This window comes from Streptomyces roseus, from assembly GCF_001044425.1.
GTDB lineage: Bacteria > Actinomycetota > Actinomycetes > Streptomycetales > Streptomycetaceae > Streptomyces > Streptomyces roseus.
Map to the genome: position 1 here is coordinate 122,522 of NZ_LFML01000033.1, position 14,192 is coordinate 136,713.

The window sequence follows — 14,192 nt, forward strand, 5'->3', positions numbered from 1 at the left end:
TGATGCCGGGAGGCCAGCGCCGTGCACCTCGCCCCGACCGAAGGCCAGTTGCGGCTCCGCACCGAACTGCGGGATTACTTCCACGATCTGCTGCCGGACGGTCCCTCCGGGGATCCCGTCACGCAGCGCGCGCTGCTGCGCCGCATCGGCGCCGACGGACTGCTCGGTCTCGGCTGGCCCGCCGAGTACGGCGGCCAAGGGCGCGGCGCGGACGAGCAGTTCGTCTTCTTCGACGAGGCGTACCGAGCGGGTGCCCCCGTCTCCATGGTCACCCTGAACACCGTCGGTCCGACCCTGATGAAGTACGGGACCCGGGAGCAGAAGGACTACTTCCTCCCCAGGATCCTCGGCGGCGAGATCGTCTTCGCCATCGGCTACTCGGAGCCCGAGGCCGGCACCGACCTGGCCTCGCTGCGCACCCGAGCCGTGCGGGACGGGGCGGACTGGGTCGTCGACGGGCAGAAGATCTTCACGTCCAACGCCCAGAACGCCGACTGGATCTGGCTCGCCTGCCGCACGGATCCCGAAGCCCCCAAGCACAAGGGCATCTCGATCATCCTGGTGCCCACCGATGCCCCCGGCTTCGCGTGGACCCCGATCGACACCGTCGGCGGCCTCACGACCACTTCGACGTACTACGACGGGCTCCGCGTCCCCGCCGGCAACCTCGTCGGCCCCGAGCACGGCGGCTGGGGGCTGATCACCAACCAGCTCAACCACGAGCGCGTGGCCCTCGCCGCCATCGGCATGCAGGCCGAGGACTTCTACGCGAGCGCTCTGCGCCACGCCCGCACCCCCGATCCGGTCACCGGTGAACGCCCCGCCGACCGGCCCTGGGTGCAGTCCCGGCTCGCCGAGGCTCACGCCCGGCTGGCCGCCGTACGCCTCCTCAACTGGCGCCTCGTCCAGGACGTGGGCGCCGGCACCCTCGCCCCCGGTGACGCCAGCGGCGTGAAGTTCCTCGGCACCGAGTCCACCGTCGAGGTGTACCGGATGTGCCAGGAGGTGGTGGGCGAGGAGGCGCTCGTACGGGGGCCCGCCGCCTACGCCGGCGGCGAGCTGGAGCGGATGAACCGGGCCGCGCAGATCAACACCTTCGGCGGCGGGGTCAGCGAGGTCCAGCGGGAGATCGTCGCCATGATGCGGCTCGGCATGAAGGGAAGGAAGCGATGACCGCCACGGCGGACCAGGGAGCGGGACCGGGCGCGGGACCGGGTGCGGGTGCGGACGCCGAGGAGGCCGCGCGGTTCCACGCCCGGCTCCAGGCCTTCGAAGGGCGCCCCGCCGCCACGGCTGGCCGGGGCAAGGACCCCGTCAACCAGCCGATGATCCGCCACTGGTGTGAGGCGATGGGCGATGCCCACCCCGCCTACCGCGGTCCGGATGCCGTCGCCCCGCCCACCATGCTCCAGGCCTGGACGATGGGCGGGCTCTCCGGCCACGGCGACCGTTCCTCCGCCTACGACGAGCTCCTCGCGCTGCTCGACGGCGCGGGCTGCACCTCCGTCGTGGCCACCGACTGCGAGCAGGAGTACCTGCGGCCGTTGCGCCCCGGCGACCCGGTCACCTACGACGCGGTCATCGAGTCCGTGTCCCCGCGCAAGACGACCAAGCTGGGCACCGGCCACTTCGTGACCACCCGCATGGACGTCCGCGCGGGCGGCGAGCTAGCCGGGACCCACCGCTTCCGGATCCTCAAGTACGCGCCGACCGCCCCCCGCCAGGAGAAGCCCGCGGCTCGGCGCCCCCGCCCGGTGGTCAACCGCGACAACCAGGGGTTCTGGGACGGGGTTGCGGAGCACAAGCTGCTGATCCAGCGCTGTACCGCCTGCGCGACCCTGCGGTTCCCCTGGCTGCCCGGCTGCAACGCCTGCGCGAGCCTGGACTGGGACACCGTCGAGGCCCGCGGCGCCGGCACGGTGTTCAGCTACGTCGTGATGCACCACCCGCCGTTCCCCGCCTTCGACCCGCCCTACGCGGTCGCGCTCGTCGAACTCGCCGAGGGCGTCCGGATGGTCACCAACATCACCGGCGTCCCGTACGACGAGGTCCGCATCGGGATGCCCGTGCGGCTGGAGTTCCTGCGGGTCGACGAGGACCTGGAACTGCCGGTCTTCCGAGGGAGCCAGGACTGATGGACTTCCACCCCACCGAGGAGCAGGCCGCCGCGGCCGATCTCGCCGCCCGGATCTTCCGCGATCTCGCCACCCACGAACGGCTCGCCGCGGCTGGCACCGGCAGCGACGGCGAGCTGTGGAAGGCCCTCACCGCCGCCGGTCTGACCGCGGCCGTCGAGGAGATCGGCCTGCTCGGGCTGGTGCTGCTGCTGGAGGAGCAGGGCCGCACCACCGCGCAGGTCCCCTATGCCGCCACCTGCGCGTACGGGATCCTGCCCATCGCCGCGCACGGCAGCGCCGAGCAGCGCGCCCGGCTGCTGCCGGCCCTGGGCTCGGGGGAGGCGGTCGCCACCGGTGCCTTCCCTGCCCGCGGCCGCATCACCGCCTCGCCGGACGGCCGGCTGACCGGGACGGCCCCCGTCGTGCCCTGGCTGCGCGATGCCACGCACGTGCTGCTCCCGGACGCCGACCGGGTCCTGTGGCTGGTACGGACGGACGCTCCCGGCGTCGGGACGCCCGAGGTCGAGACCACCGCCCCCTGGTCCGCGGGGCGCCTCATCCTGGCCGGAGCCGAGGCCGAACGGCTCGGGGACGGCCGAGCCTACGGAGAGGTCCTGGCCACCGCCCGCACCGCCTTCGCCGGTCTTCAGGCGGGCGTGTGCGCGGGATCCCTGGCCCGCGCGGTCGCGTACACCTCCACCCGGGAGCAGTTCGGCCGGCCGCTCTCCACCAACCAGGGGGTCATGCTGCGCGCGGCCGACGCGTACATGGACACGGAGGCGATCCGGGTCACCGCGTACGAGGCGGCCTGGCGGATCGATGAGGGACTTCCCGCCCGGGAGCACGCCCTGACCGCGGCCTGGTGGGCCTCCGAGGCCGGCAAGCGCGTCGTGCACGCGGGCCAGCACCTGCACGGCGGCATGGGCGCCGACCTGGACCATCCCGTCCACCGGCACTTCCTCTGGGGGCGCCAGCTCGACGCCTACCTCGGCTGCGGCAGCGAGCTGCTGGCCGAGCTGGGGGCGCTCCTGTCCGACCACGCCGCACCCCAGGGGGAGGACGCATGAACGTCGGCGACACACTGGCGCCGCTGGAGATACCGGTGACGCGCACGCTGATCGTCGCGGGCGCGATCGCCTCCCGCGACTACCAGGACGTCCACCACGACGCCTCGCTCGCGCGCGAGAAGGGCTCCCCGGACATTTTCATGAACATCCTGACCACCAACGGCCTGGTCGGCCGGTACATCACCGACCGCCTCGGGCCGGGCACGGTGCTGCGCAAGGTGGCCATCCGGCTCGGCGCCCCCAACTATCCCGGCGACACGATGGTCCTGACCGGCACCGTGGCCGCCGTCGACGGGGATCGGGTGGAGATCCGGGTCATCGGCGCCAACTCCCTCGGCCACCACGTCACCGGCACGGTCACGGCCACCGTCACGGCGGAGGTGGCGGCATGAGCGTCCTGCACCGCGACGCGCTCGGTGGGCGCGCCGCCATCGCCGGCATCGGCGCGACCGAGTTCTCCAAGGACTCCGGACGCAGCGAGCTGCGGCTCGCCGTCGAAGCCGTGCACGCGGCGCTCGACGACGCCGGGCTGACCCCCGCCGACGTCGACGGCATGGTCACCTTCACCATGGACACCAGCCCCGAGATCACCGTGGCCCAGGCGGCCGGGATCGGGGACCTCTCCTTCTTCTCCCGGATCCACTACGGCGGTGGCGCGGCCTGTGCCACCGTCCAGCAGGCCGCCCTCGCCGTCGCCACCGGGGTCGCGGACGTCGTGGTCTGCTACCGCGCCTTCAACGAACGCTCCGGCCGCCGCTTCGGCTCCGGCGTGCAGCAGCGCGAGCCCTCGGCGGAGGGTGCGGCGCTCGGCTGGTCGCTGCCCTGGGGACTGCTCACCCCGGCCTCCTGGGTGGCCATGACCGCCCAGCGCTACCTGCACGCCTACAACCTGACCCCCGAGGCCTTCGGCCACGTTGCGGTCACCGACCGGCGGCACGCCGCCAACAATCCCGCCGCCTACTTCCACGGGAAGCCGATCACCCTCGCCGATCACGCCGCCTCGCGCTGGATCGTCGAACCGCTGCGGCTGCTGGACTGCTGCCAGGAGACGGACGGTGGCCAGGCGCTGATCGTCACCAGCACCGAGCGAGCCCGGGACCTGCGCCAACCGCCCGCCGTGATCACCGCGGCCGCACAGGGCGCCGGTCGCCGCCAGGAGGGCATGACCTCCTTCTACCGCGACGACCTGACCGGCCTGGCGGAGATGGACGTGGTCGCCCGTCAGCTGTGGCGGACCAGCGGACTGAGGCCCTCGGACATCGACGTCGGCATCCTCTACGACCACTTCACCCCGTTCGTCCTGATGCAGCTGGAGGAGTTCGGCTTCTGCAAGCCCGGTGAGGCCGCCGACTTCGTCGCCGCCGATGCCCTCCCCCTCAACACCCACGGCGGCCAGCTCGGGGAGGCGTACCTGCACGGTATGAACGGCATCGCCGAGGCCGTCCGCCAGCTGCGCGGCACCTCCGTGAATCAGGTGGCCGGAGCTGCCCGGGCCCTGGTCACGGCCGGGACCGGGGTGCCGACGTCCGGATTGATCCTCGGCGCCGACGGCTGAGCCGGGGCCGCTGAGCGGTCTGCGGCCCCGCCGCCGCACCGCCCGAGGCCCGCCCCGCCTCCTCCACCTTCAGGAGGTGGGGCGAGCCCCACCCCTACAACCTGAGATGGACCCCGCTTCGGCACCTGCGGCCGATCCCAGGCGCGGCCCGCGCTTCTAGCGTGGAGCCATGACCACGCCTGTGTGCACGCTCGCCTCGAACCCGACGCCGTACCCGTCGTTCTCGGCGTACGTCCGGACCCGCGGCTCGGTCCTGATGCGCACCGCACGCTCGCTCACCGCCAACCCGTGCGATGCCGAGGACCTGCTCCAGACGGCCCTCGCCAAGACGTACGTCGCCTGGGACCGCATCGAGGACCACCGTGCCCTCGACGGCTACGTCCGCCGGGCCCTGGTCAACACCCGCACCTCGCAGTGGCGCAAGCGCAAGGTCGACGAGTTCGCCTGCGACGAGCTGCCGGAGCCCGAGGAGACACCCGCTACCGACCCCGCCGAGGCGCAGGCACTGCGCGACGCGATGTGGCGGGCGGTGACCCGGCTTCCCGACCGGCAGCGCGCGATGGTCGTCTTGCGCTACTACGAGGACCTGAGCGAGGCCCAGACCGCCGAGCTGCTCGGGGTCTCGATCGGCACGGTCAAGAGCGCCGTCTCGCGCGCGCTGGTCAAGCTCCGCGAGGACCCGGAGCTCACCCCGATCCGCTGAACGGGCCCATGTTTCACGTGAAACATCGGCGTTTCACGTGAAACGTCCGCGATGAGTTGCCGTGTTTGTACTTCCGGGTAGTGACATGCCGACCGGTACGTGCGCAGAATCGGCTGCATCCGTAGCCGCCGCAGCGCCGCAGCGCTCACCGGGAGGACGCTTTGCTGAGCACCATGCAGGACGTACCGCTCCTCGTCACCCGCATACTCCAGCACGGGATGACGATCCACGGTAAATCCCAGGTCACGACCTGGACCGGGGAGGCCGAGCCGCACCGCCGCAGCTTTGCCGAGATCGGTACCCGCGCCACCCGCCTCGCCAACGCCCTGCGCGATGAACTGGGCGTCCAGCAGGACGACCGGGTGGCGACCCTGATGTGGAACAACGCGGAGCACGTCGAGGCCTACTTCGCGATCCCGTCCATGGGCGCCGTACTCCACACCCTCAACCTGCGCCTGCCTCCCGAGCAGCTGGTCTTCATCGTCAACCACGCGGTCGACCGGGTCGTGCTGGTCAACGGGACCCTGCTGCCGCTGCTGGTCCCCCTGCTGCCGCACCTGCCGACCGTCGACCACGTGGTCGTCTCCGGCACCGGCGACCGCTCCGGCCTCGAAGCCCTCGCGCAGGAGCGCGGCCTGCGCGTCCACGACTACGAGGAGCTGATCGCGGACCGCGCGACCTCGTACGACTGGCCGGAGCTCGACGAGCGCCAGGCCGCCGCCATGTGCTACACGTCCGGCACCACCGGCGACCCCAAGGGCGTCGTCTACTCCCACCGCTCCATCTACCTGCACTCCATGCAGGTCAACATGGCCGAGTCGATGGGCCTGACCGACAAGGACACCAGTCTCGTCGTGGTCCCGCAGTTCCACGTCAACGCCTGGGGCCTGCCGCACGCGGTCTTCATGACCGGCATCAACCTGCTGATGCCGGACCGCTTCCTCCAGCCCGCCCCGCTCGCCGAGATGATCGAGCGGGAGAAGCCCACCCACGCCGCGGCCGTCCCCACCATCTGGCAGGGGCTGCTCGCCGAGGTCACCGCCAACCCGCGCGACCTGACCTCGATGAAGCAGGTCACCATCGGCGGCGCGGCCTGTCCGCCCTCCCTGATGGAGGCCTACGACAAGCTCGGCGTGCGCCTCTGCCACGCCTGGGGCATGACCGAGACCTCTCCGCTGGGCACCATGGCGCACCCGCCGGCCGGCCTGAGCGCCGAGGAGGAGTGGCCGTACCGGATCACCCAGGGCCGCTTCCCGGCGGGCGTCGAACCGCGCCTGGTCGGCCCCGCCGGCGACATCCTGCCCTGGGACGGGGAGTCCGCGGGCGAGCTCGAGGTACGCGGCACCTGGATCGCGGGCTCGTACTACGGCGGAGCCGCCGGCGAACCGCTGCGCCCCGAGGACAAGTTCAGCGCGGACGGCTGGCTCAAGACCGGTGACGTCGGCGTGATCAGCCCCGACGGGTTCCTCACGCTGACCGACCGCGCCAAGGACGTCATCAAGTCCGGTGGCGAGTGGATCTCCAGCGTGGAGCTGGAGAACGCGCTGATGGCGCACCCCGAGGTCGCCGAGGCGGCGGTCGTCGCCGTCCCGGACGACAAGTGGGGCGAGCGCCCGCTGGCCACCGTGGTCCTGAAGGAGGGCGCGACCGTGGACTACGCGGAACTGCGCATCTTCCTCGGACAGTCCATCGCCAAGTGGCAGCTGCCCGAGCGCTGGACGACCGTCGCGGCCGTGCCGAAGACCAGCGTCGGCAAGTTCGACAAGAAGGTCATAAGGAGGCAGTACGCGGAAGGCGAGCTGGAAGTCACCCGGCTGGACTGACCGCGCGAAGGCCTGACGCTCAGCCCTGGCCGCCCTTGGTCAGCCAGGGCCGCAGCAGCCTGCTGACGGCCGGCATCGCCAGGTAGGTCATCAGCGTGCTGAAGACGACGGCGAAGGCGGCCGTCCGCAGCACGAAGTGCAGGTTCACCAGGTACGGCCCGAGCACCGCGTTGCCGGCGAGCGAGATCGGGAAGATCGCCAGCCCCGAGCTGATCGCCATCTTCCAGCGCGGCGGCGCGGGCCGGGTGGTGCCCGGCTTGGCGAACCAGGTCTCCATGCCGTGCAGTTCCCGCCGGGCTATCTCGGTGTGGTGGTGGCCCAGGCAGTTGGAGAACCACTGGGCCCGCTCGGCGGAGTCCTGCCAGCGCTGGAAGGCGTCGTGGTCGCGGAAACGGTGGACCAGGAACCACGGTCCGCCGTCCGCCGCCGGACGGAACAGCCCGTACCCCAGGTGCCCGGGGAAGGTCGCGGCCGTCTCCAGGATGCCGTGGGCCCAGGCTTCGAACGTCTCCTCGTGGCCTGGCTCCACCTGTCGGGCGATCAGCAGGTTCACCTCCCCGTTGTCGGCGGGGACGGTCTGCTCGCTCGTGTCGGTGATGGCCATCGGGCCAGGATGACTAGTTCGTTCCGATCTTGGCCAGCAGGTCCACGATGCGGCCCTGGACGTCCGGCGTGGTCGACCGCTCGGCGAGGAAGAGCACGCTCTCCCCGGAGGCCAGTCGCGGCAGTTCGGCCGGGTCGATGCCCGTGGTCGTGTAGACGACCAGCGGGGTCCGGTTCAGCTGCCCGTTGGCGCGCAGCCAGTCCACGATCCCGGCCCGCCGCCGCCGGACCTGCATGAGGTCCATGACCACCAGGTTGGGCCGCATCCGCGTCGCCAGCTCCACCGCGTCGGTGTCCGCGCCGGCCCGGGCGACCTGGAGGCCGCGCCGTTCCAGGGCGGCCGTCAGCGCCGTCGCGATCGCGTCCTGTTCCTCGATCAGCAGCACCCGGGAGGGGTGCTGCTCGCTGTCGCGTGCCGCGAGCGCCTTGAGCAGGACGGCCGGGTCGGCCCCGTACGCCGCCTCGCGCGTGGCGTGCCCCAGTCCGGCCGTGACCAGTACGGGGACCTCGGCGGCCACCGCGGCCTGGCGCAGGGACTGCAGGGCGGTTCGGGTGATCGGACCGGTCAGCGGGTCCACGAACAGCGCGGCGGGGAAGGCGGCGATCTGCGCGTCCACCTCCTCGCGGGAGTGCACGATCACCGGGCGGTAGCCGCGGTCGCTGAGCGCCTGCTGGGTCTGCACATCTGGCGCCGGCCACACGAGCAGGCGGCGCGGGTTGTCCAGGGGCTCCGGAGGCAGCTCGTCGTCGACCGGCAGCGGTACGGGCCGGTTGACGACCTCGACGGCGCCCCCGGGGCCGTCCAGCGGTTCGGGGCCCTCGTCGGCGCCCGCCTCGGGGGCTCCTATCGCGAACGCCCGGCCCTGGGGCGCGGGCTCGGCGAGTCGGCGCCGGCGGCCGGAGCCGCCCGTGCCGCCCGCGCCGTCGGTGGAGCCGGAGTCGATGGAGATGCCCTGGCCGAGGGTGCCGAGGGCGCGCACGCTGATCGGCTGCGCGGCCTCCGCCGGGCCGTCCTGCGGCTGCCGGGCGCCGGGCACGGCCGCGGGGCCGGCGGGGGCCTCGTCCTCGGCGGCGGTCCGGGCGGCGGGGACCGGCCAGGCGGGGGTGGCGGGCAGCGCACGGCGCCGCCCGGTCGGCGGTACGGGCTCCTCGGCGGCCGGAGCTTGCGGCGCGGCGGGTGCCGCGGGCTCGGCGGCGGGCGCACCCAGGACCCGGCGCCCACGCCGCCCCGCCGGGATCTCGCCCTCGGCCTCACCGGCCGGGGGCACCGGAACGGACGCGGCGGGGCTCTGCACGGGGGCCGGCTCGGGAGCCGCCGCCGGGGTCGGGCCGGCGGGCAGCGCAAAGCCGCCTTCGGGGGCGATGGGCCGTACGGGGGGCTGCGGGGCGGCAGTCTGAGCCGGGCCCAGGCCCGTCGCGGGTACGGGGCCGCCGGGCTGCGGCGCGGCGGCCGCACCCAGCGCGCGCCGGCGGCCGGCGGGGTGCTCGCTCACCGGGACCGGCGGTACGGCGGGCACCGGAGGCACGGGCGGCACCGGCACGCCCTGCTGTACCGGGGGCACCCCGGGACCGGGACCGGGCGGAAGGCCCTGCGGCACCGGCGGGAGCGCGGGCATGGCGGTGCCCTGCGGGGGCACGGGACGGCCCGGGCCGCCCTCGCCGCTGCCGTCCCCGTCCCGGCCGCGCCGGCGCCCGGTGCCCAGGCCCGCCGGGTTCACGGGGGACTGCGCGAGCTCGGGGCTCGCCGCGTCGACGGCTCCGGCCTCGCCAGCCCGTCGCCGCCCGGAGGGGAGCGCGAGCGCGCTCCCGCCCTCGGCGGCGCCGTTCGCCCTGGCCTCCTCGGCCGCGTCCTCCAGGAACGCGTCCACCCCGCGCCGGGCGCGCCGGCCGGAGGGGTTCTTGGCCGCGCCCTCGGCGGCGGCGGGTTCCTTCGCGGGCTCCGGCTTCGGGTCGGGCAGCGTCACCGTTCCGGCTCCGGCGCCGAGCGGCAGCTCCAGTACGTACGCGCCGCCGGGGGCGCCCGGCACCTCCACCGTCTGCAGCACGCCCCCGTGCGCGGCCACGACGCCCCGCACGATCGGCTCGTGCACCGGGTGGCCGCCCTCGTACGGCCCGCGCACCTCGATCCGTACGACATCGCCGCGCTGCGCGGCGGCCACGACGATCGTCGAATCGCCGTACCCGCTGCCCTGGCGGGTCTTGCCGGTGGCGTCCACCCCGGCGACGTCCGCGACCAGGTGCGCGAGGGCGCCGGCGATCCGCTCGGCGTCTACTTCGGCCTCGATGGTCGGCGCGTGGACGGCGAACTGCACGCGGCCCGGGCCGATCAGCTCGACGGCGCCGTCGATGCCGGCCGCGACGACGCCGTCGATCAGGACCTTCTTCTTCTTGAGCTTCTCGGTGCCCGCGTCGAGCCGCTGGAAGCCGAGCACGTTGTCGACCAGCGCGGTCATCCGGGAGTACCCGGCGGCCAGGTGGTGCAGCAGCTGGTTGGCCTCGGGCCACAGCTGCCCCGCGTCGTCGGCGGCCAGCGTGGCCAGCTCCCCGCGCAGCTCCTCCAGCGGCCCGCGCAGGGAGTCGCCGAGAACGGCCAGCAGCTGGGCGTGCCGGGCGGCCAGGGCGTCGTAGGGCCGCCGGTCGGTGAACGTCATGACGGCGCCGACGAGCAGTTCCCCGTCCCGTACGGGCGAGGTGGTCAGGTCGACGGAGACCGGCTGTCCGGCCTTGTTCCAGAGCACTTGGCCGCGGACCCGGTGCTTGCGGCCGCTGCGCAGGGTGTCGGCGAGCGGGGACTCCTCGAACGGGAACGGCGAGCCGTCGGCGCGCGAGTGCTGGATCAGCCCGTGCAGCTCGCGGTTGCCGAGATCGGTGGCGCGGTACCCGAGGATCTGGGCCGCGGCGGGGTTGACGAGTACGACGCGTCCGTCGGTGTCCGTGCCGACGACGCCCTCGGCGGCGGCGCGCAGGATCATCTCGGTCTGCCGCTGCGAGCGGGCCAGCTCGGCTTCGGTGTCCACGGTCTCGGAGAGGTCGCGCACGACGAGCATCAGCAGTTCGTCACCCGTGTACGCGGGCTGCGGCTCGCGGTAGGCGTCACGGCCGTCGAGGTGGGCGGCGGTGACCTCGACGGGGAACTCGCTGCCGTCGGTGCGGCGCGCGACCATCCGCTTGGGCCTGGCCCGGCCGCCCTCGTCCTCGCCGGGCCGGCGCATCGATCCGGGGATCAGCTTGGAGTCGAACTCGGGGAGGAGGTCCAGCACGCCGCGGCCGACGAGGCCGGTGCCGGGACTCTCCATGACCTCGAGGGCGATCGAATTCGCGTTGACGACCGTGCCGTTGGCGTTGACGAGCAACAGCGCGTCCGGAAGAGCGTCGAGTATTGCTGCGAGGCGAGCAGCGCCTCGGGATGGCCTGCTGCTCACGACGAGCTTCCTCCCTGACCACAACTACCGGCATGTCACGGGAGGAGTCTAAGGGCACGGCCCCGGCCTGAGGTGGCGGATGTTCGGTGGATACCGTGCATCCTTCGCATCCGCCCAGGTCAGGAGCGTCCACCCGGAAGCACAGGTTCCAGGTTGTTCCAGCGGGCGATCTCGCATCCGTTGGTCCGCCGGAACGTCGCGTCCACCTTGTGGCCCTGCCACGTTCCGGTGACGTGCGCGGTGGCCGGACCTCCGTCCTGCATGGTGCAGATCTCCCGCTTGGCGGCGGGGGCGAAGGGGTCCTTGTCCTGCTGTGCGAGGACGTCGAGGCGCTCACAGGCCGCCTGTGCCTCCGGGTGGTTCCCGCCGACGGGGTTGCACTCCAGCAGGTACTCGCCGTTGGCCCGGGGGTTGCCGGTGGCGGACACGGCGATGGTGAGGCGGTCGTGCGCGCCCAGCAGCCGGCTCAGCGGCGGCAGGGGGGGCAGGGGCCCGGCGGCCGTGGCCGCCGAGGCGGCCAGGGCGGAGGTGACGGCGAAGGCGGCGAGACGCAGCATGGGGCACTCCAAGTCGTCCGTACGTCGTACGCCTGACCAACGACGTGCGCCCGCCGATGTTGCGGACGCACGGGAGTGCGTCCCCACGGGAGGGCGTCTCTACGGGAGTGCGTTCCCATGGGAGTGAGGACGTTCGGGAGGAGCGCGTTCCGGGCCGCTTAAGGCTTTGCTCTGGTGGCGGCCGGCCTTGTACCGTGGGAGCGGATTGGTGAGCGGCCGGGTGGCTGTGTCATCATCTGCACGCACCCTCGTACGCGGGGGTGTGCTGGAGGCGTCGCCTAGTCCGGTCTATGGCGCCGCACTGCTAATGCGGTTTGGGTCTTAAAGCCCATCGAGGGTTCAAATCCCTCCGCCTCCGCATCTGCCGAAGCCCCGGTCCTGACGGACCGGGGCTTCGGTGCGTTCCGGGGTCTTGCTTTTGACGCGTTCCGGCCAGGCCGGCCCCCACCCCAACCCCGCCCCGACATCGGCGCAAACCCCTTCGGATGATCTTCGTCCGGGATGTTTCCGCAGGTCAGAGCTGGTTTGGCTAATGGATTTCGCGTCCCGGCGAGGTCCATGTATTGTTGTTCTCGCAAGGCCAACGGGGCGCAAAACCCCGAGAAGCCCAAGCACTCGTAGCTTAACGGATAGAGCATCTGACTACGGATCAGAAGGTTGCAGGTTCGAATCCTGCCGAGTGCACAGCCCAAGAGGCCCCCCGGTTCGCCGGGGGGCCTCTTGCGTTGTCCGGGTCCTCCTCGGGGGGAGCAGGGTCTCGGGGTTGTCCGGGGGTGGGGGTCGGTCTTGCGGGGGATGATCGCCGGCCCGGGGGTGGATACGGTCCTTGGGAGGCGGTTCGCAGGGGTCGGGCCGCGAGAGAGCGGGGCCGTCATGGGGCTGTTCGGGAACGCGCACACCGTCGATCCGGTGTCGGCGCAGCGGGACTACGCGCGGCTGCTCGGGCAGGGGGAGCAGGTGCACGCCGCGTACCTGTTGATACGCGACACGATCCTGTTCACCGACCGGCGGCTCGTGCTCATCGACAAGCAGGGGCTCACCGGGAAGAAGGTCGAGTACCACTCCGTCCCCTACCGGAGCATCACGCACTTCTCCGTGGAGACCGCCGGGCACTTCGATCTCGACGCCGAGCTCAAGATATGGCTGTCCGGGAGCTCGGCCCCGATCGAGAAGACCTTCACCAAGGGTGTGGACATCTACGAGGTGCAGGCCATCCTGACGCAGTTCGTCGCGCGATAGAGGAGCTTCCTCCATCCGACGCCCGCGCTCACTGAACCTGATTCGGCCTCATGGTGGGATTTGCGGATCCGGTACTGTCGGCTTCAGGTTTTCGGGGCTGTGGGAGGAAGATCGCGTGGATGACATCGACCGGGCGCTCGTCCGACGGCTGCAGCAGGACGCGGGCCAGTCGTACGCCGCCCTCGGCACCGCCGTGGGGCTCTCGGCCGGAGCCACTCACGAGCGCGTGCGCAAGCTGCGCGAGCGCGGGGTCATCCGGCGCACGACGGTCGAGGTGGATCCCGCGGCCGTCGGGAGCGGGGTGCTCGCGTACGTGATGGTCGACTCCAACGCCTGGATGGGGGAGTCGAAGGAGGCCTTCGAGGCGATCGCCGAGATCCAGGAGGCCCACATCATCGCGGGGAGCGCCTCCGTCCTGGTGAAGGTGCGCACGGCCACGACCGAACAGCTCCAGGACGTCCTGCGCCGCCTCTACGCCGTCGACGGCGTCAGCGGTACGCACGCCACCGTCGTACTGGACACCTTCTTCGAGCGCCCGCTCCCGCTGTGACCTGGCGGTGCACCGGCATCCGGTGGAATGACGGCGTTCCCGCCATCGGATGGTGCGCCGAGGGGCGGGCCGAGCGCGGCAGTCCGCTCGCGTACGGGCAGCGGCTGGCGTTCGCGGCCCGCGGGGAGCGCCGGTGCCTCGGTGTGCGGCGGGCCGGTAAGCGGACCCCGTGCCCCACGGCAGCCACCGTTCCCGGCCGGGCCGGCAACGCCCAGTGCCCCGAATGCGCCCGCCTGGACCGGTCGTTCTCGGTGGCCGCCGACACCAACGCCGCCGATCCGCGCACCTATCGCGTCTACCTGGCCTGGTTCGGGCCCGAGATGGTCAAGGTCGGCATCACCGCCGAGGAGCGCGGCCCGGCCCGGCTGCTGGAGCAGGGGGCGGTGACCTGGACCTGGCTGGGGCGGGGGCCGCTGATGGCCACCCGCCGCACCGAGGAGCTGCTGCGGGCCGCCCTCGGTGTGCCGGACCGGATCGCGTACGCCCGCAAGCGCGCCGTACGAGTCCATCTGCCGACGGCGGCCGACCGCGCCCGGGAGGTCGCGGAGCTGCACGC

13 protein-coding genes and 2 tRNA genes are annotated in these 14,192 nt (G+C 72.7%); 12 read left to right on the top strand and 3 right to left on the bottom strand.

From position 1 onward, the window contains the following. Positions 1 to 21: 21 nt before the first annotated feature. The 7 genes from ACS04_RS09585 to ACS04_RS09615 all read left to right on the top strand — a co-directional run bounded on the left by ACS04_RS09585 (position 22) and on the right by ACS04_RS09615 (position 7,265). A complete protein-coding gene (locus ACS04_RS09585; RefSeq protein WP_048476106.1) occupies positions 22 to 1,173 on the top strand; it encodes an acyl-CoA dehydrogenase family protein in 1,152 nt (383 codons plus the stop codon). Further along, a complete protein-coding gene (locus tag ACS04_RS09590) occupies positions 1,170 to 2,135 on the top strand; it encodes a bifunctional MaoC family dehydratase N-terminal/OB-fold nucleic acid binding domain-containing protein (RefSeq protein ID WP_048476107.1) in 966 nt (321 codons plus the stop codon). The genes ACS04_RS09585 and ACS04_RS09590 overlap by 4 nt, the downstream gene beginning before the upstream one ends. Next, positions 2,135 to 3,184, top strand: a complete 1,050-nt coding sequence (locus ACS04_RS09595) for an acyl-CoA dehydrogenase family protein (RefSeq protein WP_048476108.1) — start codon at positions 2,135 to 2,137, stop codon at positions 3,182 to 3,184. The genes ACS04_RS09590 and ACS04_RS09595 overlap by 1 nt, the downstream gene beginning before the upstream one ends. Beyond that, positions 3,181 to 3,576, top strand: a complete 396-nt coding sequence (locus tag ACS04_RS09600) for a hotdog family protein (protein WP_048476109.1) — start codon at positions 3,181 to 3,183, stop codon at positions 3,574 to 3,576. The genes ACS04_RS09595 and ACS04_RS09600 overlap by 4 nt, the downstream gene beginning before the upstream one ends. Continuing rightward, entirely contained in the window at positions 3,573 to 4,739 is a 1,167-nt protein-coding gene (locus ACS04_RS09605; protein WP_048476110.1) for a lipid-transfer protein, read from the top strand. Before ACS04_RS09600 ends, ACS04_RS09605 begins: the two co-directional genes overlap by 4 nt. A 169-nt stretch (positions 4,740 to 4,908) precedes the next feature. Next, a complete protein-coding gene (locus tag ACS04_RS09610) occupies positions 4,909 to 5,442 on the top strand; it encodes a SigE family RNA polymerase sigma factor (protein ID WP_048476111.1) in 534 nt (177 codons plus the stop codon). Positions 5,443 to 5,603: 161 nt separating this feature from the next. Then, positions 5,604 to 7,265 carry a long-chain fatty acid--CoA ligase gene (locus ACS04_RS09615; RefSeq protein WP_048476112.1) on the top strand — a complete coding sequence of 554 codons (1,662 nt, stop codon included), beginning with the start codon at positions 5,604 to 5,606 and terminating at the stop codon, positions 7,263 to 7,265. Between the two features lie 19 nt (positions 7,266 to 7,284). On the opposite strand, the gene ACS04_RS09620 is transcribed toward ACS04_RS09615, so the two are convergent. The 3 genes from ACS04_RS09620 to ACS04_RS09630 all read right to left on the bottom strand — a co-directional run bounded on the left by ACS04_RS09620 (position 7,285) and on the right by ACS04_RS09630 (position 11,847). Continuing rightward, entirely contained in the window at positions 7,285 to 7,869 is a 585-nt protein-coding gene (locus ACS04_RS09620; RefSeq protein ID WP_078864589.1) for an antibiotic biosynthesis monooxygenase, read from the bottom strand. Between the two features lie 13 nt (positions 7,870 to 7,882). After that, positions 7,883 to 11,290 (bottom strand): PAS domain-containing protein, encoded by a 3,408-nt coding sequence (locus ACS04_RS09625; protein ID WP_048476113.1) that lies wholly within the window; start codon positions 11,288 to 11,290, stop codon positions 7,883 to 7,885. 119 nt (positions 11,291 to 11,409) lie between these two features. Then, the gene (locus tag ACS04_RS09630) at positions 11,410 to 11,847 is read right to left on the bottom strand and encodes an SSI family serine proteinase inhibitor (protein ID WP_048476114.1); all 438 of its coding nucleotides are present in this window, start codon (positions 11,845 to 11,847) and stop codon (positions 11,410 to 11,412) included. A 267-nt stretch (positions 11,848 to 12,114) separates the two neighbouring features. On the opposite strand from ACS04_RS09630, the gene ACS04_RS09635 reads away from it, so the two are divergent. The 5 genes from ACS04_RS09635 to ACS04_RS09655 all read left to right on the top strand — a co-directional run. Beyond that, positions 12,115 to 12,205, top strand: a tRNA-Ser gene (locus tag ACS04_RS09635). Positions 12,206 to 12,458: 253 nt separating this feature from the next. Next, a tRNA-Arg gene (locus tag ACS04_RS09640) sits at positions 12,459 to 12,531 on the top strand. A gap of 189 nt (positions 12,532 to 12,720) precedes the next feature. Then, complete coding sequence (locus ACS04_RS09645) at positions 12,721 to 13,086, top strand: PH domain-containing protein (RefSeq protein ID WP_048476115.1); 366 nt, start codon at positions 12,721 to 12,723, stop codon at positions 13,084 to 13,086. Positions 13,087 to 13,201: 115 nt separating this feature from the next. Next, positions 13,202 to 13,636 (top strand): Lrp/AsnC family transcriptional regulator, encoded by a 435-nt coding sequence (locus ACS04_RS09650; RefSeq protein ID WP_048476116.1) that lies wholly within the window; start codon positions 13,202 to 13,204, stop codon positions 13,634 to 13,636. Then, the coding region (locus ACS04_RS09655; protein WP_048476117.1) for a DUF2797 domain-containing protein at positions 13,633 to 14,192 on the top strand (560 nt) is incomplete at its 3' end. The genes ACS04_RS09650 and ACS04_RS09655, both read left to right, overlap by 4 nt.